The sequence below is a fragment of the Paraburkholderia sp. BR10954 genome (assembly GCF_040965775.1).
GTDB lineage: Bacteria > Pseudomonadota > Gammaproteobacteria > Burkholderiales > Burkholderiaceae > Paraburkholderia > Paraburkholderia youngii.
In genome coordinates this window covers 78440-104865 of record NZ_JBFRCK010000002.1, presented here as the reverse complement: position 1 = coordinate 104865, position 26426 = coordinate 78440, and the positions used below count along the sequence as shown (strand labels likewise).

The 26426-nt window shown below is 63.4% G+C and carries 26 protein-coding genes; 18 read left to right on the top strand and 8 right to left on the bottom strand.

Features of this window, described 5'->3' with window-relative positions:
- The first annotated feature begins 120 nt into the window (after nucleotides 1-120).
- The 11 genes from AB4Y34_RS03180 (at nucleotide 121) to AB4Y34_RS03130 (ending at nucleotide 12070) form a co-directional block, all read left to right on the top strand.
- Nucleotides 121-384, top strand: coding sequence for a hypothetical protein (locus AB4Y34_RS03180; protein ID WP_368715228.1), 264 nt, complete (start codon nucleotides 121-123; stop codon nucleotides 382-384).
- Nucleotides 374-1195: a DeoR/GlpR family DNA-binding transcription regulator gene (locus AB4Y34_RS03175; RefSeq protein ID WP_368715227.1), complete on the top strand. Its 822-nt coding sequence runs from the start codon at nucleotides 374-376 to the stop codon at nucleotides 1193-1195. Before AB4Y34_RS03180 ends, AB4Y34_RS03175 begins: the two co-directional genes overlap by 11 nt.
- Before the next feature lies 1 nt (nucleotide 1196).
- Entirely contained in the window at nucleotides 1197-2048 is an 852-nt protein-coding gene (locus AB4Y34_RS03170; protein WP_368715226.1) for an EamA family transporter, read from the top strand.
- 298 nt (nucleotides 2049-2346) lie between these two features.
- On the top strand, nucleotides 2347-3504 hold the full coding sequence (locus AB4Y34_RS03165; RefSeq protein WP_368715225.1) for a 2-aminoethylphosphonate--pyruvate transaminase: 1158 nt from the start codon (nucleotides 2347-2349) through the stop codon (nucleotides 3502-3504).
- A gap of 11 nt (nucleotides 3505-3515) precedes the next feature.
- Nucleotides 3516-4787 (top strand): phosphonoacetate hydrolase, encoded by a 1272-nt coding sequence (phnA, locus tag AB4Y34_RS03160; protein ID WP_368715224.1) that lies wholly within the window; start codon nucleotides 3516-3518, stop codon nucleotides 4785-4787.
- A gap of 80 nt (nucleotides 4788-4867) precedes the next feature.
- Nucleotides 4868-6316, top strand: coding sequence for a phosphonoacetaldehyde dehydrogenase (phnY, locus tag AB4Y34_RS03155; RefSeq protein WP_368715223.1), 1449 nt, complete (start codon nucleotides 4868-4870; stop codon nucleotides 6314-6316).
- A 61-nt stretch (nucleotides 6317-6377) separates the two neighbouring features.
- Nucleotides 6378-7409 carry a 2-aminoethylphosphonate ABC transporter substrate-binding protein gene (locus AB4Y34_RS03150; RefSeq protein ID WP_368715222.1) on the top strand — a complete coding sequence of 344 codons (1032 nt, stop codon included), beginning with the start codon at nucleotides 6378-6380 and terminating at the stop codon, nucleotides 7407-7409.
- 22 nt (nucleotides 7410-7431) lie between these two features.
- A complete protein-coding gene (locus AB4Y34_RS03145; RefSeq protein WP_368715221.1) occupies nucleotides 7432-8607 on the top strand; it encodes an ABC transporter ATP-binding protein in 1176 nt (391 codons plus the stop codon).
- On the top strand, nucleotides 8600-9484 hold the full coding sequence (locus tag AB4Y34_RS03140; RefSeq protein ID WP_368715220.1) for a 2-aminoethylphosphonate ABC transporter permease subunit: 885 nt from the start codon (nucleotides 8600-8602) through the stop codon (nucleotides 9482-9484). Before AB4Y34_RS03145 ends, AB4Y34_RS03140 begins: the two co-directional genes overlap by 8 nt.
- Nucleotides 9468-10268 (top strand): ABC transporter permease subunit, encoded by an 801-nt coding sequence (locus tag AB4Y34_RS03135; protein WP_176123549.1) that lies wholly within the window; start codon nucleotides 9468-9470, stop codon nucleotides 10266-10268. Before AB4Y34_RS03140 ends, AB4Y34_RS03135 begins: the two co-directional genes overlap by 17 nt.
- A gap of 158 nt (nucleotides 10269-10426) precedes the next feature.
- The gene (locus AB4Y34_RS03130; protein WP_176383919.1) at nucleotides 10427-12070 is read left to right on the top strand and encodes a Na/Pi cotransporter family protein; all 1644 of its coding nucleotides are present in this window, start codon (nucleotides 10427-10429) and stop codon (nucleotides 12068-12070) included.
- Between the two features lie 30 nt (nucleotides 12071-12100).
- Here the strand turns inward: AB4Y34_RS03130 and AB4Y34_RS03125 are convergent, their stop codons facing one another.
- Nucleotides 12101-13018, bottom strand: a complete 918-nt coding sequence (locus AB4Y34_RS03125; protein WP_368715219.1) for an AraC family transcriptional regulator — start codon at nucleotides 13016-13018, stop codon at nucleotides 12101-12103.
- A gap of 99 nt (nucleotides 13019-13117) precedes the next feature.
- Between AB4Y34_RS03125 and AB4Y34_RS03120 the strand changes: the two genes are divergently transcribed.
- The gene (locus AB4Y34_RS03120; RefSeq protein WP_176366768.1) at nucleotides 13118-13867 is read left to right on the top strand and encodes an SDR family oxidoreductase; all 750 of its coding nucleotides are present in this window, start codon (nucleotides 13118-13120) and stop codon (nucleotides 13865-13867) included.
- A gap of 38 nt (nucleotides 13868-13905) precedes the next feature.
- On the opposite strand, the gene AB4Y34_RS03115 is transcribed toward AB4Y34_RS03120, so the two are convergent.
- Complete coding sequence (locus AB4Y34_RS03115; protein ID WP_176383958.1) at nucleotides 13906-14646, bottom strand: SDR family NAD(P)-dependent oxidoreductase; 741 nt, start codon at nucleotides 14644-14646, stop codon at nucleotides 13906-13908.
- 121 nt (nucleotides 14647-14767) lie between these two features.
- On the opposite strand from AB4Y34_RS03115, the gene AB4Y34_RS03110 reads away from it, so the two are divergent.
- Nucleotides 14768-15658 carry a LysR family transcriptional regulator gene (locus AB4Y34_RS03110; protein ID WP_176123553.1) on the top strand — a complete coding sequence of 297 codons (891 nt, stop codon included), beginning with the start codon at nucleotides 14768-14770 and terminating at the stop codon, nucleotides 15656-15658.
- Between the two features lie 33 nt (nucleotides 15659-15691).
- Here the strand turns inward: AB4Y34_RS03110 and AB4Y34_RS03105 are convergent, their stop codons facing one another.
- Nucleotides 15692-16582 (bottom strand): LysR substrate-binding domain-containing protein, encoded by an 891-nt coding sequence (locus AB4Y34_RS03105; protein ID WP_368715218.1) that lies wholly within the window; start codon nucleotides 16580-16582, stop codon nucleotides 15692-15694.
- A 101-nt stretch (nucleotides 16583-16683) separates the two neighbouring features.
- Here AB4Y34_RS03105 and AB4Y34_RS03100 point away from each other — a divergent pair, with 101 nt between their 5' ends.
- Nucleotides 16684-17274 carry a LysE family translocator gene (locus tag AB4Y34_RS03100; RefSeq protein WP_176111831.1) on the top strand — a complete coding sequence of 197 codons (591 nt, stop codon included), beginning with the start codon at nucleotides 16684-16686 and terminating at the stop codon, nucleotides 17272-17274.
- A gap of 78 nt (nucleotides 17275-17352) precedes the next feature.
- Here the strand turns inward: AB4Y34_RS03100 and AB4Y34_RS03095 are convergent, their stop codons facing one another.
- The 4 genes from AB4Y34_RS03095 to AB4Y34_RS03080 form a co-directional block, all read right to left on the bottom strand.
- Entirely contained in the window at nucleotides 17353-18453 is a 1101-nt protein-coding gene (locus tag AB4Y34_RS03095) for an NADH:flavin oxidoreductase/NADH oxidase (protein ID WP_176383956.1), read from the bottom strand.
- Nucleotides 18454-18707: 254 nt separating this feature from the next.
- Nucleotides 18708-18905: a hypothetical protein gene (locus AB4Y34_RS03090; protein ID WP_176111829.1), complete on the bottom strand. Its 198-nt coding sequence runs from the start codon at nucleotides 18903-18905 to the stop codon at nucleotides 18708-18710.
- Between the two features lie 86 nt (nucleotides 18906-18991).
- The gene (locus AB4Y34_RS03085) at nucleotides 18992-20341 is read right to left on the bottom strand and encodes an NAD(P)/FAD-dependent oxidoreductase (protein WP_368715217.1); all 1350 of its coding nucleotides are present in this window, start codon (nucleotides 20339-20341) and stop codon (nucleotides 18992-18994) included.
- Nucleotides 20342-20720: 379 nt separating this feature from the next.
- On the bottom strand, nucleotides 20721-21191 hold the full coding sequence (locus tag AB4Y34_RS03080; protein WP_368597623.1) for a ribonuclease: 471 nt from the start codon (nucleotides 21189-21191) through the stop codon (nucleotides 20721-20723).
- A 143-nt stretch (nucleotides 21192-21334) separates the two neighbouring features.
- Between AB4Y34_RS03080 and AB4Y34_RS03075 the strand changes: the two genes are divergently transcribed.
- The 3 genes from AB4Y34_RS03075 (at nucleotide 21335) to AB4Y34_RS03065 (ending at nucleotide 24464) form a co-directional block, all read left to right on the top strand.
- A complete protein-coding gene (locus tag AB4Y34_RS03075; protein WP_368715216.1) occupies nucleotides 21335-21811 on the top strand; it encodes an NnrS family protein in 477 nt (158 codons plus the stop codon).
- Nucleotides 21812-22599: 788 nt separating this feature from the next.
- Nucleotides 22600-23343, top strand: coding sequence for an acetoacetyl-CoA reductase (phbB, locus tag AB4Y34_RS03070; protein WP_176383911.1), 744 nt, complete (start codon nucleotides 22600-22602; stop codon nucleotides 23341-23343).
- Nucleotides 23344-24044: 701 nt separating this feature from the next.
- Entirely contained in the window at nucleotides 24045-24464 is a 420-nt protein-coding gene (locus AB4Y34_RS03065; RefSeq protein WP_368715215.1) for a DUF1810 domain-containing protein, read from the top strand.
- Between the two features lie 72 nt (nucleotides 24465-24536).
- Here AB4Y34_RS03065 and AB4Y34_RS03060 read toward each other — a convergent pair whose 3' ends face one another.
- On the bottom strand, nucleotides 24537-25583 hold the full coding sequence (locus AB4Y34_RS03060; protein WP_368715214.1) for a lyase: 1047 nt from the start codon (nucleotides 25581-25583) through the stop codon (nucleotides 24537-24539).
- 370 nt (nucleotides 25584-25953) lie between these two features.
- On the opposite strand from AB4Y34_RS03060, the gene AB4Y34_RS03055 reads away from it, so the two are divergent.
- Entirely contained in the window at nucleotides 25954-26313 is a 360-nt protein-coding gene (locus AB4Y34_RS03055) for a hypothetical protein (RefSeq protein ID WP_176123559.1), read from the top strand.
- The last annotated feature ends 113 nt before the right edge of the window (nucleotides 26314-26426 follow it).

The following is a 26426-nucleotide window of genomic DNA, read 5'->3' as shown; positions in this document are numbered from 1 at the left end:
GAGCGGAGGCCGCAGGCATCGAACCGCAATAAAAATCGCGAACGGCGAGGAAACATGTGTTATTTTGTGGCATTGTGACGGCCGAAACCCGACACGCCATGCGTAGCTCGCAGGTGCGCGATGAACGCCGACGAGATCGACGTGCTGGTCACCGATGCGCCGCTCGACGCGCACTATGCGCAGATCTTCGCCGCGGCACGCGTCGAGGTGCGTTATCCGGGCAGCGCGGCCGCGCCGATAACTGCTGCCCTCGCAGAAGAGACGGAAGGACCGGGCGAGGCAGCGCATCGATCGCCCCTGCGCGGTCTGCCCGACGCAACTTGCCAGGCAACCAGCGACGCCACCGCCGACGATACGCACGGAGAGCCACACCATGCTCGATAACCGCTCAGCGGGGCCCGTGCCCGCTTCATTGAACCCGAACCGCCGACTCGCGATCGAGCGCATCGACTACATCGTGCAAAGCCTCGAGGCGAGCGGCTCGGTCAGCGTCGTGAACCTGTCGGCGACGCTCGGCGTGTCGCGCGAAACGATCCGCCGCGACCTGAAGATTCTCGCGGAACAGGGCCGCGCGAATCTCGTGCACGGCGGCGCGGCGAAGCGGCCCGTCGCGGAACCGTCGCTGGCAAGCCGCGAGGCGGTCAACGCGCTGGGCAAGGCGGCCATTGGTGCCGCGGCCGCACGACTCGTCGCGGATCGCATGGTCGTGCTGATCGACTCGGGCTCGACTACGCTGGGCCTCGCCGAGGCGCTGCAGCATCATCGCGACCTGACCGTGATCACCAACAGCCTGCCGATCGCGCTGATGCTGTGCCGCGCGCCCGGCGTGAAGGTCGTCGTGCTCGGCGGCGACATCGACCCGAACGACGAAGCCGCTTTCGGCGTCGAGACGATGACCGCGCTCAGCCATTTCCGCGCCGATCTCGTGTTTGTCGGCGTGGGCGGCATCTCGCCCGAAGGCGAATTCACCGACTACTCGCGACTCGCCGCCGAGCAACGTCATCTGATGATGAAGTCGGGCAAAAAGGTTTACGTGCTCGCGGACCACAGCAAGTTTGAACAGCAGACGCCTGTGCTGATCGCGCCTGTGCCGCATATCGCCGGACTGATCGTCGACGCCGAGCCGCCCGCCGGCATCGTCCGCGCCTGCGCCGAACAGCGCTGGGAAATCATCATCGCCAATCGCCACAGCTAGCATGACGATGACGCTTCCCGTGTTTTTCGCCGTGCTGTCGGCCGCGCTTTTGCATGCGGGCTGGAACGCGGTGATCAAGGTGCGCCTCGATCCTTTTCTGGCGATGACCCTGCTGTGCATCGCGTGCGGTCTGATCGCGCTGCCGTCGCTCGCGTTCACCGGATTCGCTCGGCCTGCTGCGTGGCCCTGGGTGGCGGGATCGGTGGCGCTTCATTTCGGCTACTACGTGTGTCTGAGCGAGGCATACCGTCGTGCCGACATGAGCCAGATCTATCCGATCGCGCGCGGCTCCGCGCCGCTGATCACCGCGCTCGTCTCCGTCACGATCCTGCACGAGACGATGAGCGCGGGCGCCATCGCGGGAGTCGTGCTGCTCGGCAGCGGCGTGTTGCTGCTGTCGCTGCGCGGCCGCCATCACTCCGCATCTGAAAACCGTGTCGCGCTCGGCTTCGCGCTGCTCACGGCGGTGACGATCGCGGGCTACACGGTCGTCGACGGCGTAGGCGCACGCGTCGCCGGCAATCCGAACTCCTACGCGGCGACGCTATTCGTGTTCGATGCATTACCGATGCTGACGCTTTGCCTGTATCGCTACGGGCCGGCCGGCATGGCGCCGATGCGGCGATTCCTGCTGCCGGGGTTCGCGGGCGGCGCGATGTCGCTCGCGGCGTACTGGATCGTGATCTGGGCGATGACCGTCGCTCCCATCGCCCTCGTTGCGGCAGTGCGCGAGACGAGCGTGGTGTTCGCCGGCATCATCGCCGTGTATGTGCTCAAGGAGCCGTTCAGCCGCGTGCGTACCGCGGCCGCTACGTTGACGTTGGCTGGCCTCGCGCTGATGCGGCTGTTCTGATTCCGAGCGTGGGTTTCGGCGCTGACGGCAGGCCACTGGCCTTCTGACCGGTGCCGCAACCGGCCGCGCGATGCGCTCGATCAACCCCGGTCACCCCCTCCGGCCTCCCCATGCGGGTTTGTCCCGAGCGGAGGCCGTTTTCCCATATCCATCACGGACTTCGCCAACTTCCAGGCGGCGTTTCGCGTGTCCGAGCGGAATGTGGCATTTTTTGGCATCTTGACTGTTTTTGTTGCAGCCCCTAGAGTGGGTCTCACGCACCTGCGCAGTACCCAAATCGACCCACAAGGAGACATCGATGACCGGTTCCACGTATGCATCGCCGGCTTGTTCCGAAACTGGCGATCCGCTGTTGCTGACCCCCGGACCACTGACCACGTCACGCACCGTCAAGGCCGCGATGGTTCACGACTGGGGCTCGCGCGACGCCAACTTCATCGAGATCAACCGCTCGGTGCTCGCGCGCCTTGCCGCGATCGCCAATGGCGCGCGCGACTGGGTGACGGTGCCGATGCAGGGCTCGGGCACCTTCGCCGTCGAGGCGATGCTCACCACTTTCGTGCCGCCCGGCGGCGAGGTGCTGGTGCTGATCAACGGCGCGTATGGCAAGCGCGCGAAGCGCATCCTCGAAATCGCCGGCCGCAAAGCCGTCGTGCACGAAACGGCGGAGGACACGCCGCCCGATCTCGCCGAGATCGACAAGGTGCTGGCCGCCTCGCCGTCGATCACGCATGTGTTCGCGGTCCACTGCGAGACCACCGCGGGCATTCTCAATCCGATCGCGCAGATCGGCGCGCTCGCGGCCCGCTACGGCAAGGGCTATCTGGTCGATTCGATGAGCGCGTTCGGCGCGTTGCCGCTCGACGTGCAGACGATGCATATCGATGCGGTCGCCGCGTCGTCGAACAAGTGCATCGAGGGCGTGCCCGGTCTCGGCTTCGTGATCTGCCGACGTGAAGCGCTCTCCCGCACGCGGGGCAACGCGACCACGCTCGTGCTCGATCTGCACGAGCAGTGGACCAACCTCGAAAAGACCAGCCAGTACCGCTTCACGCCGCCCACGCACGTGATCGTCGCGTTCCATCAAGCGCTGGAGGAATTCGATGCCGAAGGCGGCGTCGCGGGGCGCGGCGCGCGTTATCGCAACAACTGCCGGATTCTCGTCGAGGGCATGCGCGCGCTCGGCTTCAAGCCGCTGCTGGCTGAAGCGCTGCAGGCTCCGATCATCGTGACTTTCCATATGCCCGAGGACCCGCGCTTCGAATTCCAGCGCTTCTACGACAGCCTGAAGGCGCGTGGCTATGTGATCTATCCGGGCAAGCTGACCGTCGCGGACTCGTTTCGCATCGGCTGCATCGGCCGGCTCGGCGAGCGCGAGATGCGCGCGGCGCTCGGTGCGATCAGTGAGGTGCTCGATGAAATGGGTATCAACGCGCCAGTCGCGAAAACGGCATGAAGGGGGACATCATGAGTACGCTGCAAGACACCGTGCTGAGCATCAATGGCCGCGACTATCGCTTTCCGGCGGAGCCGGTCGTCGTGATCTGCCTCGACGGTTCGGAGCCCGCCTATATAGAAGAAGCCGCGAAGGCCGGGCACGCGCCGCATCTCGCGAAGCTGCTGCGCACGGGCACGAGCCGCATCGCCCAATGCGTGATTCCGAGCTTCACGAATCCGAACAATCTGTCGATCGTGACGGGCCGTCCGCCGAAGGTGCACGGCATCGCGGGCAACTACTTCTACGACCGCGCGAGCGGCGAAGAAGTGATGATGAACGACGCCCGCTTCCTGCGCGCGCCGACGATCTTCGCCACGTTCCACGACGCCGGCGCGAAAGTCGCCGTGATCACCGCGAAGGACAAGCTGCGCACGCTGCTCGGCAAGGGACTCGACTACACGAGCGGCCGCGCAATCGCCTTTTCGGCTGAAAAGGCCAACGAGGCTACCCGCGCCCAGAACGGCCTCGGCGACGTGCTCGCCTACGTCGGCAAGCCGCTGCCGGATGTGTATTCGGCCGACCTGTCCGAGTTCGTGTTCGCGGCAGGCGTCAAGCTGCTCGACACGTTCCGGCCCGACCTGATGTACCTGTCGACGACCGACTACGTGCAGCACAAGGCGGCGCCGGGCTCGCCCAAGGCCAACGAGTTCTACGCGATGTTCGACCGCTACGTCGGCGCACTCGATGCGGCAGGCTGCGTGCTGGCGATCACCGCCGATCACGGCATGAACGGCAAGCATCGCGCGGATGGCGCGCCCGACGTGCTGTACCTGCAAGACCTGTTCGACGAATGGACCGGCGCAGGCCGCTCCCGCGTGATCCTGCCCATCACCGATCCGTACGTCGCGCATCACGGGGCGCTTGGCTCTTTCGCCACCGTCTATCTGCCCGAGGGGCTCGCAGCGGCTGAAGCAGCGGCGCTGCTCGAACGGCTGCGCCAGACCGAAGGCATCCAGCTCGCGCTGACGAGCGCCGAGGCCTGCGAACGCTTCGAGCTGCCGCCCGACCGTATCGGCGACGTCGTCGTGGTCGGCACACGCGCCAAGGTATTCGGCACCAGCGCCGCGCGTCACGACCTGTCGGGACTGACCGAGCCGTTGCGTTCGCATGGCGGGCTAACGGAGGAGAACGTGCCGCTGATCGTCAACCGCAAGACCGACTGGCCGGCGGACCGCGCGCTGCGCAACTTCGACATCTTCGATGTCGCGCTGAACCACGTATCGCAGTCCGCCGCGGCATAACGCGTCGATCACAACAACCCGCGCGTCCCGCATCTCGCGGCGGCCTGCGGGCTCCACCGGATCATTGAACGAGGTATTCGATGAACGTCATGACCAAACCCGCCTTCAGGCAGGAATCGATGCGCATCGCCGGCCAACACACGAGCACCGACGAGCTGATCGAAGTCTTCAACCCGTACACGAACGAGGTCGTCGGTACCGTGCCCGCGGGTCGTCCCGAACACGTGCAACAGGCGTTCGCAAAAGCGCACGCATTCAAGCCGCGGCTCACGCGCTTCGAGCGTCAGCGCATCCTGCAGCGCACGGCCGAGATCCTGAGCGAGCGCAAGGAAGACTTCGCGCGCCTGATCACCGCGGAGTCGGGGCTGTGCTGGAAGGATGGGCTTTACGAGGCGAGCCGCGCCTACGACGTGTGGTCGTTCGCGGCGCAGCTCACGATCAAGGACGACGGCGAGGTCTATTCCTGCGATATCAGCCCGAACGGCAAGAACCGCAAGATTTTCACCACGCGGCTGCCGCTGCTCGGCGTGATTTCGGCGATCACGCCGTTCAATCATCCGCTGAACATGGTGAGCCACAAGCTGGCGCCCGCGATCGCGACCAACAACCGCGTGGTGCTGAAGCCCACCGAGCTCACGCCGCTCACCGCGCTCGCGCTTGCCGACGTGCTCTATGAAGCGGGCCTGCCGCCCGAGATGCTGAGTGTCGTCACCGGCAATCCGCGCACGATGGGCGATGCGATGATCACCGATCCGCACTGTGATCTCGTCACGTTCACAGGCTCTGTGCGGGTCGGCAAATATATCGCGCAGCACGCCGGCTATCGCCGCACGGTGCTGGAACTTGGCGGCAACGATCCGCTGATCGTGATGGAGGACGCCGATCTCGACAAGGCCGCGCAGCTCGCGGTAACCGGTGCGACGAAAAATTCGGGGCAGCGCTGCACGGCGGTCAAGCGGATTCTTGTGGTGCAAAGCGTGGCCGACGCGTTCGTCGAGCGCGTGCTTGTGCATGCGAAAAAGCTCAAGTGCGGCGATCCGATGGACCCGTCCGTCGACGTGGGCACCGTCATCAACGAGGCCTCCGCGCAACTGTTCGAGCGACGCGTGGCAGACGCGCAGGCCCACGGTGCCCGGGTGCTTTACGGCGCGCCGCGCGAGGGCGCGCTGTTCCATCCGACCGTCGTCGATCACGTGCCGTACGACTGTGAGCTCGTGCGCGAAGAGACTTTCGGCCCGGTGATTCCGATCATCCGCGTGCCCGATGCGATCGAGGAAGTGATCCGGGTTTCGAACTCGACCGCGTATGGCCTTTCGTCGGGCGTCTGCACGAACCGGCTCGACTACATCACGCGCTTCGTCAGGGAGTTGGAAGTCGGCACCGTGAACGTCTGGGAGGTGCCCGGCTATCGCACGGAGATGTCGCCGTTCGGCGGCATCAAGGATTCAGGCAATGGTTACAAGGAGGGCATGGTCGAGGCAATGAAGAGCTACTCGAATGTGCGGACCTGGTCGCTGCCCTGGGAGTGACCGGCCGCGCGACCAAGTGAAATGCTGACCTCATCCGAACTCAACGCAAGGAAGGATGGATATGAAAACTCGTCTGATGGCTCTCGCCGTCTGCGCGCTCGCCATGGCAACGCCCCCCCTTTACGCACAGTCCGACGTCGTGACCATCTATGCCGCGGATGGTTTGCACGACGGTTCGCCGAGCTGGTTCGGCAATCAGTTCGAAGCCTTCACGAAGGCGACCGGCATCAAGGTGCAGTACATCGAGGCCGGCTCGAGCGGCGTGGTGGACCGGCTGAGCAAGGAGAAGTCGAACACCCAGGCGGACGTGCTCGTGACGCTGCCGCCCTTCATGCAGAAAGCCGCGGCTGACGGCCTGTTGCAGTCCTATTCGCCGGCGGGCGCCGACAAGATCGAGACGCGCGACAAGGACCCGAAAGGCCTGTACTACGCGATGGTCGGCAACTACCCGAGCTTCATCTACAACTCGGCGGTGCTGAAGAGCCCGCCCAAGACCTACGCGGACCTGCTCGCGCCGCAGTTCAAGCAGAAGATCCAGTACTCGACGCCGGGCCAGGCTGGCGACGGCACCGCGCTGATGCTGCAGACCTTCCACGCGTTCGGTGGCAAGCCGGCCGGCTTCGACTATTTGCGCAAGCTGCAGACCAACAACCTCGGGCCTTCCGCATCGACCGGCAAGCTCACGGCGCTCGTCAACAAAGGCGAGCTCTTCGTGGCCAACGGCGATATGCAGATGAACCTCGCGCAGATGCACGACAACCCGAACGTCGCGATGTTCTTCCCGGCCGGTCCCGACGGCCGCCGCACGACCTTTGCGTTGCCCTACTACGTCGGCCTCGTGGCGAACGCGCCGCATGCCGGCAACGGCAAAAAGCTGATCGATTTCCTGTTGAGCGCGCCGGCGCAGCAGGAGGTCAGCAAGGTCGCGTACGGCTTCCCGGTGCGCACCGATGTGCATCCGTCGGACAGCAACTTCCAGACGTTGAACACGTTGCTGAAGGGCGTCGACATCTGGCAACCCGATTGGAACCAGGTGCTCCAGGAGCTGCGTCCCGACGTGGCCGCCTACAACCAGGCGATTTCCATCGACTAACCCAGCTACCGACGAGCGACTAATGGCAAACACCATGACCATGGAACGGGGGCCGCAGCGGCGCGCCTCCGCTGCGCCGACCGTCATCGCGCACGGAGCGAGCGGTATCGGTTTCGAAGGCGTGTCGGTGGCTTACGGCAGCCAGACCATTCTGGAGGCTCTGACGCTGACCGTGAAGCCCGGCGAGATCGTCGCGCTGATCGGCCCGTCCGGCTCCGGCAAGACGACCGCATTGCGCGCCGTCGCCGGCTTCGTGCAGCCGAGCGCCGGGCGTATCACCATCGGCGATCGCGACGTGACCCGGCTGCCGCCGTACGCACGCAACATCGGCATGGTGGTGCAGAACTACGCGCTGTTTCCGCATATGCGCGTCGAGGACAACGTCGCCTTCGGGCTGCGCGCCCGCGGCGCGGATGCCGAGGTGATACGCGAACGGGTGCCCGAGTGCCTCGGGCTCGTCGGTATGGCGAAGTATGCGAAGCGCTATCCGCGCGAGCTGTCGGGCGGCCAGCAGCAGCGCGTGGCGATCGCCCGCGCGCTCGCGATCCGTCCGCAGGTGCTGCTGCTCGACGAGCCGCTGTCCGCGCTCGACGCGCAGATCCGCCGCTCGATGCTCGACGAACTCGCGAAGCTGCACCGCACGCTGCCGTCGCTCACTGTGCTATACGTGACGCACGATCAGACCGAAGCGCTGACCCTCGCGAACCACATCGGCATCATGCGCGACGGCCACCTGGTCGCTTACGGCGACGCGCAAGGGCTCTATCGTCATCCGCCGAACCGCTTCGCCGCCGAGTTCCTCGGCCGCGCGAACGTGCTGCCGGCGCAGCAGCTCGAACCGATGCCCGACGGGCGCGCCCGCGTGCGCTTTCATGGCCGGCCGCTCGAAGGCTGCAACCATCACGGACTCGCGGCCGGCTCCGCCTGCTTCGTGTGCGTGCGGCCGCATCATCTGCAGTCCGTTGCGGGTGGCAGCACGCCAGGCGCCGATGGGCAACGCATGAACCAGATGACGGGGGCCGTCGTCAGCGTGCAGTGGCTCGGCGAAATGCACAGCATCGTGCTCGACGTCGAAGGCGAGCTGCTGCGGCTCACCTGCGCGCCGCTCGCGGAACCGCCGGAGCCGGGCACTGCGCTCAGCGTACGTTTCGATCCCGCGGATGTCACGCTCGTACCGGAGGCTGAACGTCATGGCTGATATCGTCATCGCGCCGCCGGCCCCCGCGCGAGCGCCCGGCGCGGGGCTGGGCGGCCTGTGGATCGCGCCGCCGCTCGCGGTGCTCGCCGCGCTGTTCTTCTACCCGTTCGGGCTGATCGTCGTGCAGGCGTTGGGCGGCGACCAGCATGTGCTGTCGTTCGCGAACTTCGAGCACGTGCTGCGCTCACGCCAGTTCCTGAGCGGGCTGTATCACACGATCGCGATCGCGGTATCGGCCTCGTCGGGATGCCTCGTGCTCGGCTTCGTGTTCTCGCTCGTGATCGCGTTCGTGCCGTTCCCGGGTGCGCGTTTCGTGGGCCGGCTCATCGATACGTTCATCGCGCTGCCCACCTTCCTCGTCGCGCTCGCGTTCACGTTCGTGTACGGTTCGGCCGGACTGCTGAACCAGTCGCTGATGCAGATGTTCCATCTGCCGCTGCCGCCGCTCAACTTCCTGTACACGCAATGGGGTGTCGTGCTGTCGGAGATCACGGTCTATACGCCGTTCATCATGCGTCCGCTGCTCGCGTGCTTCTCGCAGATCGACAGTGCGCAGATCGAGATGGCGGGCAGCCTCGGCGCGCGGCCGCTGCGCATCATCCGGCAGCTCATCCTGCCCGCCGCGTTGCCGGCGCTGCTGGCGGGCGGCAGCCTGTGTCTGCTGTTGACCGTCAACGAGTTCGGCATCGTGCTTTTCATCGGCGCGAAAGACGTGATCACGTTGCCGCTGCTGATCTACGACAAAGCGATCCAGGAATTCGACTACACCACCGCGTGTGTGATCGCCGTCGTCAATATCGCGCTGTCGCTCGGGCTTTATGCCTGCTACCGGGCCGTCGTGTCACTTTGCGGAGGTCGCCGTGCTGCTCTGGGCTAAATGGGGTAAATGGCTGACGTGGGGCGGCACGGCGTTGCTGTTCTGCGCGGTCTACGGGCTGCCGGTCGCGATGATCGCGCTCGCCAGCATCAGCGGACAGTGGAACGGCATCCTGCCGAGCCACCTGACACTCGAACACTACGCGCGGGTGCTGCATACCGATTCGGCGAGCCAACTGCGAGTGAGCGTACTGACCGGCGTGGTCGCAAGCGTCGCGGCGCTCGTCAGCGGCACGTGGGCCGCGCTCGCGCTGCGCCGCATCAAAGGCCTGCCGCGCCGCGTGCTCGACGTGATCTTCTTCGTGCCGAGCGCGGTGCCGTCGGTTTCGATCGGGCTCGGGTTGCTGGTCGCGTTCAGCCGGCCGCCGGTGTTGCTCAACGGCACGGCGACGATCGTCTTCATCGCGCACTTCCTGCTGATCTCGGCGTTCACCTACGGCAACGTGGCGGCCGGGCTTGCGCGGGTCGCGCCCGAATACGGCGAGGTGGCCCAGAGTCTCGGCGCCCGGCCGCTTTACCAGCTCTCGCGCGTGACGCTGCCGCTCGTCGCGCCGTACCTGCTCGCATCGTTCAGCCTGAGCTTCGCGCTGTCGATGGGCGAGCTCGGTGCGACGCTGATGATCTATCCGCCGGGCTGGGTCACGCTGCCGGTGGGCATCTTCGCGCTGTCGGACCGTGGTGCGATCTTCGACGCCGCGACGCTCACGATGATCCTCGGTATCGGCACGCTCGCGGTGTTGATGGGGCTCTCGCGCATCTCGAACCGCGCAATGGTGCGTGGATGACGGTGTCGCTGACCCTCAGGGAAAGAGCCGCGAGCTGACGCTCACCGTCACAGCTGAGCAGATGCCGGAGGCGCCGCGCATTCTCGGGGAGGCAATCGCGGCGGGCGCTGAGCGGGCCTGAAAGATGCGCACGACAAAAACATAAAGGGAGGTGCCGGATGATCATGATCGTGCTTCATCTCGCGGGTGGGGTCGCGCTGCTGACGTGGGGCCTTCATATGGTCGAGTCCGGCCTGATGCGCGCGTTCGGCGCGTCGCTCAAGCGCTTCATGGCGAAGAGTCTCGGCAACCGGCTGAACGCGTTCTGCGCCGGGCTCGCGATCACCGGCGCGCTGCAGAGCAGCACGGCGACCGGCATGATCGCGTCGTCGTTCGCGGCGCGCGGTTTGATGCGGCCTGTTACCGGACTCGCGATCATGCTGGGCGCCAACGTGGGCTCGACGCTGATCGTGCAGGCGTTCTCGCTCGATCTGAGCTGGATCTCGCCGGTGTGTCTGCTGGTTGGCATGACGCTGTTCGAGAAGGGCAAAGGCTCGCGCAATCGTGATCTCGGCCGCGCGTCGATCGGGCTCGGCCTGATGTTGCTTGCGCTCACGCTACTCGTCTCGACCGTGCAGCCCGCCGAGACCGCCCCTGCCCTGCGCACGGTGCTCGGCGCGCTGGCAGGCGAGCCCGTGCTGAATGCGGCGCTCGCGTGCGTGCTCACTTGGGCCGCGCATTCGAGCATTCCGGTCGTACTGTTCGTGATGTCGCTCGCCAACCTGCATACCGTGCCGATGGACACGGCGATCGCGATGGTGCTCGGCGCGAACATCGGCAGCGCGCTCAACCCGTACTTCGAGGCAGCGAAAGGCGCCGACCGCAGCCGCCGGCGCCTGCCGGCCGGCAACCTCGTGCTGCGCGGCGGCGTGTGTCTGCTGTTGCTCGCCGCGTGCGCGCCGCTCGCAACGTTGCTCCAGCAGGTCTACGGCAGCCCCGCCCGTGCAATCGCCGACTTCCACACGGGCGTGAACGTGGCGATCGCCGTGTTCTTCATCGGGCTGCTCGCCCCTGTCGCGCGCCTTCTCGAACGGCTGCTGCCGGCGCCGGGCGCCCCCGACAACGGCGACGCGCCGCGCTACCTCGACGAAGCCGCGCTGCGGGTGCCCTCGCAGGCGCTCGCATGCGCGACCCGCGAATTGATTCGGATGGGCGATATCGTCGAAGCGATGCTGTGCGCGAGCGTGCCGGTGCTGATCGCAAACGACCGGCGCGCGGTGCACGAGATCGCGGCGCGCGACGATGCGGTGGATATGCTGCACGATGCGATCAAAAGCTACGTGACCGAGGTGACGCGCGAGTCGCTCGACGACGAAGACCGGCGCTGGGCCTCGGCGATCATGACCTCCGTGATAAACCTCGAACATATCGGCGATATCGTGGACAAGAATCTGATGGAGCTGGCGCAGAAAAAGATCAAGGCACAGGTGAGCTTTTCCGCTGAAGGCGCCGAGGACTTGCGCGCGCTGCACCAGTTGGTGATCGACAGTTTTCACCGGGCTCAGGCGCTGCTCGTGTCGGGAAGAACGCAGACCGCGGAGCAACTGCTCGAGGACAAACAGGCGCTGCGGCGCCTTGAACGCGCCGCGCGGGATGCTCATCTCGACCGCCTGCGCGAGGGCAAGCCCGACAGCATCGCGTCGAGCTCATTGCATCTCGACGTGCTGCGCGATCTCGTGCGGATTCAGTCGCACATCTGCGCGCTCGCTTATCCGCTGCTCGAGCGCGAGGCAGCTAACGATGGCGATGCGCAGGTTGCATGAGGCGAGACACGGCGCTTGCGCTACGAAGCTTCATCGAGCGACGACGACATTCGCCGCGTCTCGAGCATACTGCGTCGGCGGCAGTCCGACATGACGCGTGAACGCGACGCTGAATGCGCTTGCCGAGCTGTAGCCGACACGTTCCGCGACCGCCGCGATGCTGACTTCGTTCGAGCGCAGCAGATTCTTGGCGATAGCCATGCGCCACGACAGCAGATACTCCATCGGTGCGACGCCGACCGCGCGGCTGAATCGATCGAAGAAAGCGGACCTTGAAAGCGCGGCGGCTTTTGCGAGTTGCGCGATCGTCCAGGGCTGGTGTGGGCTTTCGTGCATATGACGGATCGCGAGCGCGAGACGGGGGTCGGCGAGGCCGCGGACGAGTCCGGGCGATGCCCCGGTTCCCGTGGCTCGCAACGCTTCGATGAACAGCACCTCGAGCAGTCGCGCCAGCACGACCTCGCGCGCGGGCCGCTGCGCGCGGGATTCCTCCCTCACGAGCTTGACGAGTGTCGCGAGCCTGCGTTCACCGCGCACGTGCACGAGCTTGGGCAACAGCGAGACCAGCAAGGCCGCGTCCGGCGAACCGAACGCGCAGAGGCCCGCAAGCCATTGGGCTTCTGGCGCGACCGATGCATCGCCGAAACGAAAACTGCCGTCGGGCAGCGCCGCGGGCGCGCTATTGGAGACGCCGTCGTCGTCTGGCGGATCGCTGCTCGTCAGCGTGAAGCTGAACACCTCGGGCACGAGCACGAAGTCATCGGCCTGAAGAATCAGCGGCTCGCAACCATTGACGGATAGACGCAGCGATCCTTCGAGCACCACGCAGTAGAACGGCTGGCCGACTTCCGTGCGGCTCGCGCGCCAGCGCCCGGCGCCGCTGAGCACTTTCGAGAACGTGGGTGTCGGCTTGAGCAGTGTGACGATTTCGGCGAGCGGGTCGATCATGATCGGACGATTTCGAATGAAACCTGGACGCTCGATTGTAGCGAGTCCTCGCGGTCAGGACTTATTGTGTCGGGACCGTCACCAACCACAGGATTCGACATGAAGACCGTCTTGATTACCGGTTGCTCGTCCGGCTTTGGCCTCGAAATCGCGCGTTATTTTCTGGATCGCGACTGGCGCGTGATCGCGACGATGCGCACGCCACGTGAAGACGTGTTGCCGCGCTCCGATCGTCTTTCGATTCTCGCCCTCGACGTGAAGGACCCGCAAAGCATTCGCGCGGTCATCGATGCGGCCGGGCGGATTGACGTGCTCGTCAACAATGCGGGTATCGGCTTTCTGAATGCGCTCGAAGGAACGCCGATGGACACCGTGCGCGATATCTTCGAGACCAATACGCTCGGCACCATCGCGATGGCGCAGGCCGTGTTGCCGCAGTTGCGCGAGCGCCGCGAAGGGGTGATCGTCAATGTGACGTCGACCGTCACGTGCAGACCGCTGCATCTGCTGTCGGTCTACACCGCGAGCAAGTCCGCGGTCAACGCGTTCAGCGAATCGCTCGCACTCGAACTGGAGCAGTTCAATGTGCGCGTGCGTGTCGTGCTGCCGGGACGCGCGCCTTCCACCCGCTTCGGCGAAAACGCTCGGGCGCGCATGAAAGACGGATTTCCCGAGCCGTACGACGCGCTCGCGCAGCAGGTTTTCGCAAGGTGGGAGAAAGAAACGGCCGTCACGCATGCATCGGATGTCGCCGAAGCGGTTTGGCTCGCCGCGACCGATTCATCGAGCCCATTCAACATCCCCGCCGGCGAGGACGCTGTCGAGTGGTACCACGCGCGCGTCAGATAGCACACGCCGGGCAAACATCGCCGCGGCTTTTTCGACCGTCACACCTGGCCGATGCCACCGTCATTCATCAAATCGGCACCCGTCATATAGGAACTCTGTTCTGAGGCGAGAAAGAGCGCCGCGCTGGCCATCTCCTCGGCGCGGGCGAGTCGGCCGATCGGAACCATGCTCTTGTACATGCTCACCAGATCCTCGCGTGTCGCCGACTGGGAATCGAGTATCGGGGTGTCGGTGACACCAGGGCTCAGCATGTTGACGCGAATGCCGCGATCCTTGAATTCGGCAGCCCACGTGCGGGCATAGGAACGCAACGCGGCCTTCGTCGCCGCGTAGGCGGTGTGTCCTGGGATGCCCATCACGTGCATGGCCGACGAAACCAGAATGATCGACCCACCACCCGTCATCATCGGCAGCAGCTTCTGCACCAGAAAGACCGGGCCGCGCGCCATCAGGTTGAATGCCTTGTCGAAATGCTCAGGCGTGATGGTGTCGATCGAAGCCTGCTCGGTATAACCCGCGTTCGACACGATGATATCGACGACACCCTTTTCTTCCCTGACAACCGCAGCAACACGATCGAGGTCATCGAGATTCGCGGCGTCGGCCTGAATCGCGGTAACGTTGCGTCCGATCAGTTTGACGGCCCCATCGAGCTGGCCTTGCCGACGGCCGAAGATAAAGACGTGAGCGCCTTCGGCGACGAACCGCTGGGCGATCGCCAAGCCGATACCGGTCGTTCCGCCGCTAATGACGGCGACCTTGCCTGCGAGAGTATTCATTGAAACTTCCGTCCGATGTTGAATGGAAGTCCCATCGTAATGGCGGCCCCCACGAATGATAATCGGCGGATTTATCATAAGATCCATTCACCGAAAGAATAGGTCCCACGAGAGGAATGCAATGGATCGGTTTCACGAATTGAACGCCTTCTTCGCCGTTGTCGAAGCGGGCGGCTTTTCCGCCGCGGCGCGCAGAACCGGCGAGTCACAGTCCTCTATCAGCAAGTCGATCGGCGCGCTGGAAAAGCGCCTCGGAGTACTGCTATTCAACCGCAGCACACGCAGCGTGACCTTGACCGATCAAGGGCAGAAATACTACGAGCGGACCAAGCCGTTGCTCGACGAGATCGAGGTGGCCGACAGCGAACTGACCAGCAGCACGCTGGATGTCTCGGGCCTCGTGCGGATCGCCTGCGCTTCTACATTCGGCCGCCTGCACGTTCTTCCGCTGATTCCCGAGCTGCTGTCGCGCCATCCCGGTCTTCGGGTCGATCTTGTGTTGTCGGATTTCGTGCGCGATATGGTGGAGGATCGAATCGATCTCGCGATTCGAGTGGGCTCCGTCAACGATCCGGATTCGGTTGTGAAGCGAATTGCCAGCACGCCGCTGGTCTGTGTCGGATCGCGTCGCTATTTCGAGCAACACGGAGTACCGAGGGAACCTGCGGAACTCGCCAATCACAATTGCCTGCTCTACGGTGGTCTGCTGGAATCGGCGAACTGGCCTTTTCATGGGCCACGAGGCCGGTTCAGCGTGCCGGTGCGAGGCAACCTGTCGTCGAATAGTGTCGAGACGATCCGATCGGCCGTGCTCGGGGGCGTGGGAATCGGCCTCTTCGCGAAGCTCTCGCTTGCCGATGAACTCAAGCATCCGGACATCGTGACCGTGCTCGACGATTTCATTCGGGACGCCCGTGATGTGAGCATCATCTGGCCGCGGCGCCGTTTCGTGCCTGCGCGCGTGCGCCGGGTCACTGATTTTTTCGCGGCGGCGCTGCCGCAGCGCTTGTAGAAATGCTCCAGAACGCACTTCAAACGCAGTACGTCACGCGATGTTCGCTAGCGGCGCGCGGCGCGTGCTTGCGTCGCTCGACATCGACTCGCGTACATGGCGCGCGAATTCCTGCGCCGCTGGCTGAACCGTCGCGGGCAAGCACAGACATATCGCGAATGGAGGCAGTGCAGGCAAGCCGCTTACGCGAGGCGTGAGCGTCTCCAGATCGGCCGGCACCGTGGAGGCGAGCCAACTCGTGACCGCGAGGCCCGCGCGCACCGTTGCGGCGGTCGCCTCGATGTTTCCGCTCTCGAACACCGTTCGCCACGCGATGCCCTCGTCCGCGAGCGCACCGAGCACCACTGAACGGAAAGCACAACGCTCGTCTACCATCGACAGCGGCAACGGCCGCTTCTGCCACACCTCACTGCCGCGCCCCTTGACCCACACCAACGGCTCGATGCAGACCACTTCACCTTCGGCTTCGCTCGCGACATATTCGACCAAGGACACGTCCACGCGACCGCTAGTCACCGCCTCGCTCAGTTCTGGCGACGCCGCGCACATCAAGGTTATTTCGACGTGCGGATGCGCGTCGGCGAATGCCTTCATCGCGGGCGCAAGCCGCGTCACGAGATCGGGAGGCACGCCCACACGCAAGGCGCCGCGCAACGGCTGCGCGGTCATGTCGGCCCAGATTTCATCGTTCAACTGAAGCAGCTTGCGCGCCTTCACGAGAAACTGCTCGCCCTGGCGCGACAGTTCCAGCCGGCGCGTCTTGCGAACGAACAGAAGGCAATCCAGCACATCTTCGAGGCGCTTAATCTGCTGGCTCACCGCACCTTGCGTCATGTGCAGCAAATTCGCAGCGATCGTCATGCTGCCGCTATCGGCGACGGCAACGAAGGTGCGGATCAGATCGAGGTCGAGATTTCGGCTCATCGATGCATTATGTCGCGTAATGTACCGCATCAATATTATTAGCTTTTACGATGCTTTGACGATCCGTACAGTGCAAATTCCTTGATTTCGGATCTGCACCGATGACCTCGATACTCCCGCTTCTGCTCTTCGTCGCCGTCGCGACCGCGACGCCCGGTGGCGCGACGACGCTCGCCACCGCCTCGGGCGCACGTTTCGGTTTCGTACGCTCGATACCGCTGATGCTCGGCATCGCTCTGGGCCTTGCGTTGCTCGCTGCGCTCGCCGCGCTCGGGCTGGGCGGTCTGCTTCTGGCGCTGCCGTCGCTGCAAACGGCGGTGAAAGCGCTCGGCTCCGCCTATCTGCTATGGCTCGCCTGGCGCATAGCGCGCAGCGGGCCGCCAAACGCGGGCAACGGCCCCGCGCGTCCGGTTACGCTCGTCAACGGTTTCCTGCTGCTCTGGCTCAATCCGAAAGGGTGGGCGATGACAGTCGGCGCGGCGGCGTCGTTCGCGCTGCTCGCAAACAACCCGAACCGCCTCGCGATGCTGCTCGGGGGAGCGTTCGGGGTGGCTGCCTGCGCTTCGCTCGCGCTATGGTGCGCGCTCGGCGTGCTACTCGCGCGGCTCTTTCGGACGCCACGCCACTGGCGCCTTCTCAATCTCGCGATGGGCGTGCTGCTCGCCGCATCCGTCATTCCGACCTGGCGATAAGCCTGAAGCCGCGTTCGTCGATGTGTCGGATAGTTTGGTCGCCGCCCTGGTCGCCGCCCCGTTATCGACGAGGCCGATTCAAACGAACACCTTACGCAGCCGACCAGGCTGAGAGCGAAGATACTGGTTCGGCGCCTTGACTTGAGTCCCAAAGTGACCGGCAGCGTGCCAGGGCCAGCGAGGGTCAAAGAGCACGGCCCGAGCGAGCGCGATCAGATCGGCGTCTCCGGTGCTGAGAATGGATTCGGCTTGTTCGAACTCGGTGATCATGCCGACGGCGATGACAGGGAGCGTCGTCGCCTGCTTCACTGCCCGCGCGAAGGGAACCTGATAGCCAGGCCCGATCGGAATTTGCGCGGCTGGGTTCGAACCGCCACTTGAGACATTGATTGCGGCGCAGCCTCTAGCCTCCAACGCGTGGACAAAAGCGATCGCATCCTGCACGGACCACCCGCCGTCCACCCAGTCGGTAGCGGATACCCGCATCGTCACGGGGCGATCATGCGAAAACGCTTCTCGCACGGCTTCGAAAACTTCAAGTGGAAAGCGCATCCGGTTTTCCAATGAACCGCCGTATTCGTCGTCCCTGTGATTTGACAGAGGCGACAGGAATTGATGCAGCAGATAGCCGTGCCCGCCAAGAATCTGAATGAAATCCAACCCGAGCCGGGAGGCGCGCTGCGCTGCGGCCGAGAACGCGTCGCGAATGGCGGCCAGGCCATCGCGGTCCAAGGCGGTGGGTGGTGTCTCTCCGGCGGCAAAAGCGACCGGAGACGGGCCGTAGGTGTGCCAACCATTCGCGTGATCATAGGGAATCTGTGCGCCGCCGTCCCATAGTTTCTGTCGAGACCCCTTTCGGCCAGCATGGTTGAGCTGGATTCCAATCGGCGTGTCAGACCATCGCCGAATGCCGCCCAGCACTCGTGCCATGGAGGCTTCGCACTCGTCCGAATAGAGCCCGACGTCACCGTAGCTGGTGCGTCCGTCGGGGGTGACCGCCGTCCCCTCGATCGTGAGTGCCGCCGCGCCTGAAAGCGCCAGGTGGCCGAGGTGAATCAGGTGCCAATCGTTCATCTGGCCGTGTTCGGCGGAGTACTGGGCCATCGGGGCGATCACGATCCGGTTGGCCAATTTAAGGTTGCCGACTTGTATCGGCGTGAATAGCGTTGGCTGATTCATATCGACTCCTCGACTCAACGCCACCGCAAACCAGGCTGACTCCGCGAATCTCGATGACCTCGACTATTGACGGCGATTTTGCCTGCGAGAGAGAGGCATGGAGATCTTCTGTCTGGTGATGGATGAAAGCCAGATCGTAGTTGCAAGATCGGGGAGTGATAATGCGCAGATTCTTCATAAGGCCAATTCCTGACGAGAATAGCCGTGAGCTCCGGCTCAATCGGTGAGTTGGCCGTTTGATGAGCCGAAGCGTGTCAGTTGTAGCCAAGAACAGCGGCAGAAGACACGTCCGGCCTCTCAGGCACATTCGAGGCGATCGTCGATACCGTCGATGCAAGAAACGATCGGTACACGGAGCGCGATCGGTTTTCAGAGCCATCCTTGCCGTTTCGAGCGCGTGTGGCGCCACTGCTCGAGTCGACGCTGAAAGGCGATTGGTCGAAGCTGTTCATGGTTTCTCTCCGTCTTGCTGGTGTTTGGAATCGGTTGATTTATTCGTCACGGCCAGACCCTTCGGCCATTTACAACGAACTGTTGCTCAGTGCAGTTTGACGTGCGGCGCCGTGCTTCGACGGAGCCGATGCGCGAGGGTATTGACGATCATGCGTGCATAGCCATGCAGCGCCGCAACGTGCATCCGATACAGCGACAGGTACATGAAGCGGGCAAGCAGTCCGTCCACGAGCATGCTGCCGCCGATAAGGCCTCCCATCAGACTCCCCACCGCATTTGCATGCCCGAGCGACACTAGCGAGCCGAGATCGCGATAGGCAAACTCCGGAAGCTTTTGTCCCTCGATGCGTCGCCCGAGTGCCTTGACTAAAAACGATGCCTGCTGATGAGCCGCCTGGGCGCGCGGTGGCACATTGCGCTCGAAGCCCAACCATGGACACGCCGCGCAATCGCCGAATGCGAAGACATGGTCGTCCAGCTCGGTTTGAAGCGTGCGACGCACACTGAGTTGCCCCAGATGATTGACTGTCAGGCCATCGAGAGTTGAAAGCACCGTGGGCGCCTTGATGCCGGCGGCCCACACAGTGAGATCCGCACGTATGGTCTTGCCGTTTTTCGTGCGGATAAGTCCGGGCGTGACCTCCGCGACCCGCTCGTCGACCATCAACTTGACATTGAGCTTGCCCAGCAATCTTGCAGCCGCGGTGGACACCCGCTCTTTCAACGCTGGCAGAATCCGCGGCCCTGCTTCAATCAGCACGATCCCGACGTCGTGTGTGGGGTCGAGCCGATGCAAGCCGTACGATGACAGTACCTTCGCGGTATTGCGCAATTCCGCGGACAATTCCACGCCCGTAGCGCCACCACCAACGATCGCGACCTGAACACGAGGCGCGCGTTCGCCAGGCACTCCGCCAGCATCCCGCTCACCTGCGTTTTGTGTTTGTTCGGCGCGAATGCAAGCTGCAATCAGGCGCTTTCTGAAGCGTTCCGCTTGAGCGACGTTGTCAAGCGCGAGCGAGTTCTCGGCCGCGCCCGGCACGCCGAAGTAGTGCGTTGTACTACCGATGGCCAGAATCAACGAGTCGTACTCGATTCGGCGCGGCGGAATCAGTTCGGTTCCGTCGTCGTCGAGCAGTGGCGAAAGCAGGACGTGTCTAGAGCCACGATCCAGTCCGACGAGTTCGCCCTGGATGAACTGGAAGCCGTGCCACTGTGCTTGCGCGGCATACGCCAGTTCCTGTGCGAATGGATCGAGACTTCCCGCTGCGACCTCGTGCAATAGGGGCTTCCAGATATGCGTCGGGTTGCGGTCGATCAACGTAATGGACGCACGTTGCGCCCCGCCTCTTCGTCGACCGCCATAACGATCGCCTAGCCTCGTTGCGAGTTCAATGCCACCCGCCCCTCCTCCCACGATCACAAAACGATGCATGAAGATTCTCCCTGGTCGACGACGCGCGGTACGGTAATCCAACACAACGGTTGAGAACCACTATCGCAGATGCCCGATGGCAGGAAAATCTCATAGTTTTGATGGTTGCCTTCAGCTTTTCTGATTGGCGGATCGCGCCGTCTGAAAACCGCTTGAGATCGTCTGCTGGGAGATAAGGATCGTTGTCAACGCAGACCCATGGGACAACTTCGGTCAGCGCCAATGGGATGCGGTCGCGGCGGCCATCGCGTTATCCATTGCTCGAACACGACGACGCCATCATCGCCGGCGCGATCGGCATCGATCGCTAGCGGATGGTCAGGAGCGCGGGATTGATACGGTCGTCAGCGGTGCAGCGCTCGCGCAGTTGATTCCGTCTTTATTCTGCAATGCGCTTAAAGCTGGCGTAGTAATCGTCAGTGTAATAGCACTCGCCGATATGCTTGCGCGGCCCGCCACAGACTATCCGGCGTTGCCCGCGATCCGTCGCGCCCGGTGTGCGAACCGTATAGGTGTGGTAGTAGCCGCGCGGATGTTTCGGCAGCAAGCCCGCGGTGTTACGAAACAGGACGCCGTCGTCGCTAAACGGGAAAGGGCCGCCTGCTTTGATCAGGCGCAGCGTTTCGGCAGCCTCCGCCGGCAACTGCGCCTTGGTGACAGTGACCAGCGCCACCGTGCCTTGCGCGCCCGAGGCGGCGGCCGCTTCGCTCGCGCTTTGTGCAGGTTGAACCGGCGCCGAGCTCGCAGATGCCCCCGATGCCTCAGTGGCGTTTTGCGGTCCCTGCTTGCCGCATCCGCCGAAGATCACGCTCAACGCGACGATGCAGGAGAAAGCTGACGCTCTCTTCACGAAACGGTTCTCCCTTCGTTGACCAGCGCCCGACGACCAGGATAGATGTAAAGGTATCGCTAATGACGGGGCGAATCAACGTTCGATCGGAGATTGGCACTTTTCCATGACAACCAGGCCGATGGGTTCCACCGCACCTGACGATGCGGTTAAGTGAGGCTTCGTCTGGGGAGCGCCATCGGGCGGCCAGATGGCTCCGCCGGCGCGAACATTCGTCGCATGTGGCGAAAAGGCATCTAGTCGCCGTTTGGAGCAGTCATGAAGCGGACCGTCAGGATCGCATCAGGTCAAGTCGACACACCACCCCGCATCGCTCTGTGGGCGCTCGGATTCATACCTTCACGGTGGGAGTCATTGGAACCGCGATGATCGCGATGATCACGCGGACCGCACGCGGACACACCGGACGCGAACTCGTGGCCGGTAAGGTCGAGGTCGCCAGCTGCGGGCTGTTCATTCTGGCGACCTTGGTTCGGGTGCTCGGCCCCTGGCTCGCGCCGCAGTTCACGATGACCTGGATATACGCATCCGGTCTATGCTGGGCGGCCGCGCTGGTTCTCTATTGCGTCCGATACGCAGCGTGGCTTGTCCTCGCCCGTGTCGATGGCAAGCCGGGTTGAAGAACGCGTCCTCCTCGAAGCGGCTAGCGAGCGAGATCCGTCGTAGCCGCTTCGAACGCCTTCACTTCGCCCCGACGCCCGCTCGCTCGCGGCATTGCCATCGAACCCGTCGAAACAGAGTCTCCTTCCCTGGCGGCAAGCATCGGCGCCGACGCTTCGGTGACTGAGTGCGGGCCCGCGCCGTCGATATAACCGATCCGCTTTTGTGGTCGGACGACCGGACGCGCGAACGATCGTTCGCACTGACTTCAGGAATGCGTGGGCAATAGTCAGTAGGCCAACAATGTACGAAAACTACATTTCTTTCGTTGCGAAGATGTAGTTTTTCTACTACTATCGCCTCGTCGGTCGAATTTCCGGCCGTTGCGATACCTAGCCGACACGGTGCGCCTATCGCAATCGAAGGACATCAGACGGCTTCTCTCCACCTTCGGTTGTTACCGGTAACATCAAGAGCAAGGTAAGCGCACGCGAGGCACGTCTACTTGTGCAATCAGGTCTTTGTCGCATCCCCTTCGCGGTTTCATCTGATTAATTAGTCCTGCCAATGACGTCATCAGAAGCGAAGTGCTCGCCCGACCTGGTCAGCAAACGAATGCGTGCGCAGCCCGCGAGGCAGGCCGTGCCATTTGTCCGCGACAGAGACAGAGGACCGATTCATTTTCGCCGGACGACCTGACGCAATTCAGGTCGCGGCAATACGTTGTGCCAAAGCAATGGCGGGTTGTGCGAGACGGCCATTGGGTTATTCACGTTCCTCGCAGATATGACGATCACGGATGGAAAGAATGACGAAACGAATTGCTGTAGTGACTGGCGGTATGGGCGGTCTGGGAGAAGCGATCAGTACGAAACTGCACGATGCAGGTTATGCAGTGGTAGTCACGTACTCGCCGAACAACACCGGCGCAGCGGCATGGCTCGCGAACATGGAAGCTCAAGGCAGGAACTTTCGCGCGTATCCGGTCGATGTGGCCGACTACGATTCATGCCAGCACTGCGCAGCCAAAATTCAGTTTGAAGTCGGCCCGGTCGACATTCTGGTGAACAACGCCGGAATCACCGAGGACATGACGCTCCGGAAGATGAACAAGGTCAACTGGGACGCAGTCATCCGCACCAACCTGGACTCGGTGTTCAACATGACGAAGCCGCTGTGCGAGGAGATGGTCGCGCGGGGTTGGGGACGCATCGTCAACGTTTCGTCCGTCAACGGCTCGAAAGGCTCGATCGGCCAGACCAACTACGCCGCGGCCAAGGCCGGCATGCACGGCTTCACGAAATCGCTGGCGTTGGAAGTGGCGCGTAAGGGCGTTACCGTCAACACGGTTTCGCCGGGATACCTGGCCACTAAGATGGTCACGGCGATCCCTCAGGAGATCCTCGATACGAAGATCCTGCCGCACGTTCCTGTGGGGCGTCTGGGCAAGCCCGAGGAAGTGGCGGCGCTCGTGCTTTACCTCTGCTCGGACGACGCCGGCTTCGTGACCGGCGCCAATGTTGCGATCAACGGCGGCCAGCACATGCAGTAACAGTCGCGCGACGCCCGCGCCAGCCGGTTCGTGCAGAGACACCGCACGAACCGGCCCGAACCGCTTACGCAACACACCTATGCTTTCCAGAGAGGAACGTGTGATGAGTGAAACCTGGATGGGCCTGGTGATCGGAGGCACTGCCCTTGGTATCGCAATGTTCATGGTCGTTAGCCACTATCGACGCGAGCGCATGCGGGCACGAATGCTGCGGGAACTGAATCGTCACGACTTGTGGCATCAAACGCGCGCACGAAAGTGATTGCACGCCGTACATGGATATCCACAAGCGCATATGTATTGCCTGAAAGAAGCAGGCTCACCTGACGCCTGACGTACAGACCGGATTCAGTCGGTCACCACATTGAGAGAAGTGGATGAAAACTACAAGCAGAAAACCGTCTGGAGACAGAGCGAGCCCCTATTCGCCTCAGACTGCCGAGGATGCGATTTCCCATCTCGAACGGGTCCTGTCGGCGGGTGCCGCGGAATCCCTGTTCACCGGCGTCTACTGGCGCGCGCGGGTTCAGCAACTGAGCGCTACGCGAGGGCTGACTCCGTTGCAGCGAGCAAGGCTCGTGAGACTACTCAAGTCTCTTCCATTGCCGGTACGGGGCGAAGACCGATCGTAGACCTGTACGATCATGCGCGCGAGAATCGTGATTCAACGATAGGTTTCCACGTTTGCAGCGGAGTACGAAATGGACGATCCCCACGACCTTCAACGCTTCCTCGATGCACAGGACCCGGTCTACGCCCAGGTATGCGATGAACTGAAGCATGGACGTAAGCGAAGCCACTGGATGTGGTTCGTGTTTCCTCAAATCGAGGGGCTCGGCACCAGCGCAATGGCTCAGCGATTCGCGCTTTCGTCGCTGGCCGAAGCGCAAGCGTACCTGCGCCACCCGATACTTGGCGCACGGCTGCGCGAAACCACGCAACTGGTCAACCTCGTCAGCGACCGCTCCATCGAAGAAATTTTCGGCTATCCGGATCACCTCAAGTTTCGCTCGTCGGTGACCCTGTTCGCACGTGCCACGAACGACAACGATGTATTTGTCGAAGCTTTGCGCAAATATTTCGGCGGCGAGGCCGATCCGCGAACCCTCCAACTGCTCTAGCCATTTTGGTAGCGGGCCCGCGCACGTGGGGCGCGGCGGACTGCGCAATTCCGTTCTCGGGGAAGTGTGGCGTCACTGCCGGCCCGCACCGGCTGCACGGGACCGGTAAAGCAGCAGATGATCGGTCGCGGATTCGGACAGCCAGACCTCGCCTGGACGGCCCATCATCTGACGCACGTTCGCGTGGTCACGCGGCAGTGGCAAGACGTCGAACCGCTCGGTACGCGGATCGAAGCGCACTAGCGCATTAGCGCTCCATTCACTGAGCCAGACGGTGTCCTGGTCGTCGACGAATATTGCGTACGCGTGCGGACCGTTGCCGGGCAGCCGCCATTCGCGCCATTGATGGGTCGCGGGATCGAATACGCCGACTTTGCCGGCGTTCCACTCGCTGATCCAGACGCGCCCGCTGGAATCGGCCCAGACGCGGCGCGCGCCCTGATTCGCCGTTGGCGGCTCGATGATCTGTGCCGTGCCCGTCGTCCGGTCGATGCGACCGAGGTAGCTTCCCGCCAGCGAAGCGAAATACAGATCCCCAGTGCGCGTCACGCAGATACCGTAGGGCCCCGCGCCGCGTGGAGCATCGAAAACCCGCATGCGTCCGCTTTGCGGATCGAGCTCGCCGTAGACACCACTTTGCCCGGTAAACCACAGATGCCCCTGTTTATCGAACACGGCGGTATTTAGATTGGCGTCTGACCGGTCCTTGGGCAGCGGAAAACGCGTGACGGCGAGCGTCTTCGGATCGACGCGCACGATTGCATTCTGGCCGCCGTCAGTGACCCACGCCGCACCATCGGGACCGACGATCACGCCATGTGGCGCCGATCCGGTGCCGAGCGCGATCGTGTCGATTTTGCCGCTGCGCGGGTCCAGCCGCCCGAGCGCTCCCCGCGCCTGGGCGGTGTACCACACGGTGCCGTCATGCGCCGGTGCGACGTCATGCGGTGCGCTGCCGGCCGGCACGACGAAGCTTTCGAACGACGATGGCCGCTGTGCTTGCGCCTGCGCGAGGCCAAGGTTGCCCGTGCTCACCGCGCAAGCGCTGGCGCAGATCGTCGAGGCAATCACAAACCGGGCGGTCGATCGCGGGGCACAGTTCATGAGATGAATCAGCATCTGCGGTCTCCGTCGCTGTCTGTGTCAGCTAACGTATCACGAATACCACTTGCCGAGCTCGACCCGACGCTTCAGTGCCTGGTAGCGCTTTACGCATCTGCTTTCAGCCGATCAGCGGCGACCCCGCCAGGTCGGGCACTAAATTCAGCCCCGCCAATAGAGGGTTTACCCTGGCAAATCTCACTGAAAGCCATTTGAAATGAATGTGACGTTCGTTAGAATGGGTCCTGTGCTGAGACAAATCCGAAAGAGTCCATCAGCGCCTCGCTGTACCGGAGGCAACCGCAGTCGGCTGACAACCTCACATCACTTATGACTAAGAAGGCAGTCGTCATTATTCAGTAGACCTCAATTGAACGGAGAGTAAATCATGAGCCGCCTTACCAACCGAATCGCCACAACGCTCGTCGTGCTCGGCCTGATGACTTCGGGCGCAGCTATCGCGCAGCAGCCAACCACGACGGCGCCCCCGGTCGCAGAGGTTGCTACCGTACCGGCGACTACCCACAATGACCCTATCGTTCAGAAGCGAAACGAGATTCGCGAGGCCAACCGCGAACAACGCGCCCGGACCGCGGAAGCCAGAAAGGCATTCAGGGCCGAAGCTCGCGATGCCCGGCAAGAACGCAACCGGGCGGCGAGCGAGTCCCGCGACCGCGCACGCGCGGCCTTGGCTGAATCGGCACAACCTGGCACGACTCAGGCCGGCGCGGCGCATACCACCCAATGAGTCATAAACGCTACGGGGTTTGTTCAGGAAGAGCGGGGGCCGGTCCTCAGCGGGGAAGAATCCAATCGAAGATGATCAGTCGGCACCCGACCCTTCCTAACAGCGGAGCCCTC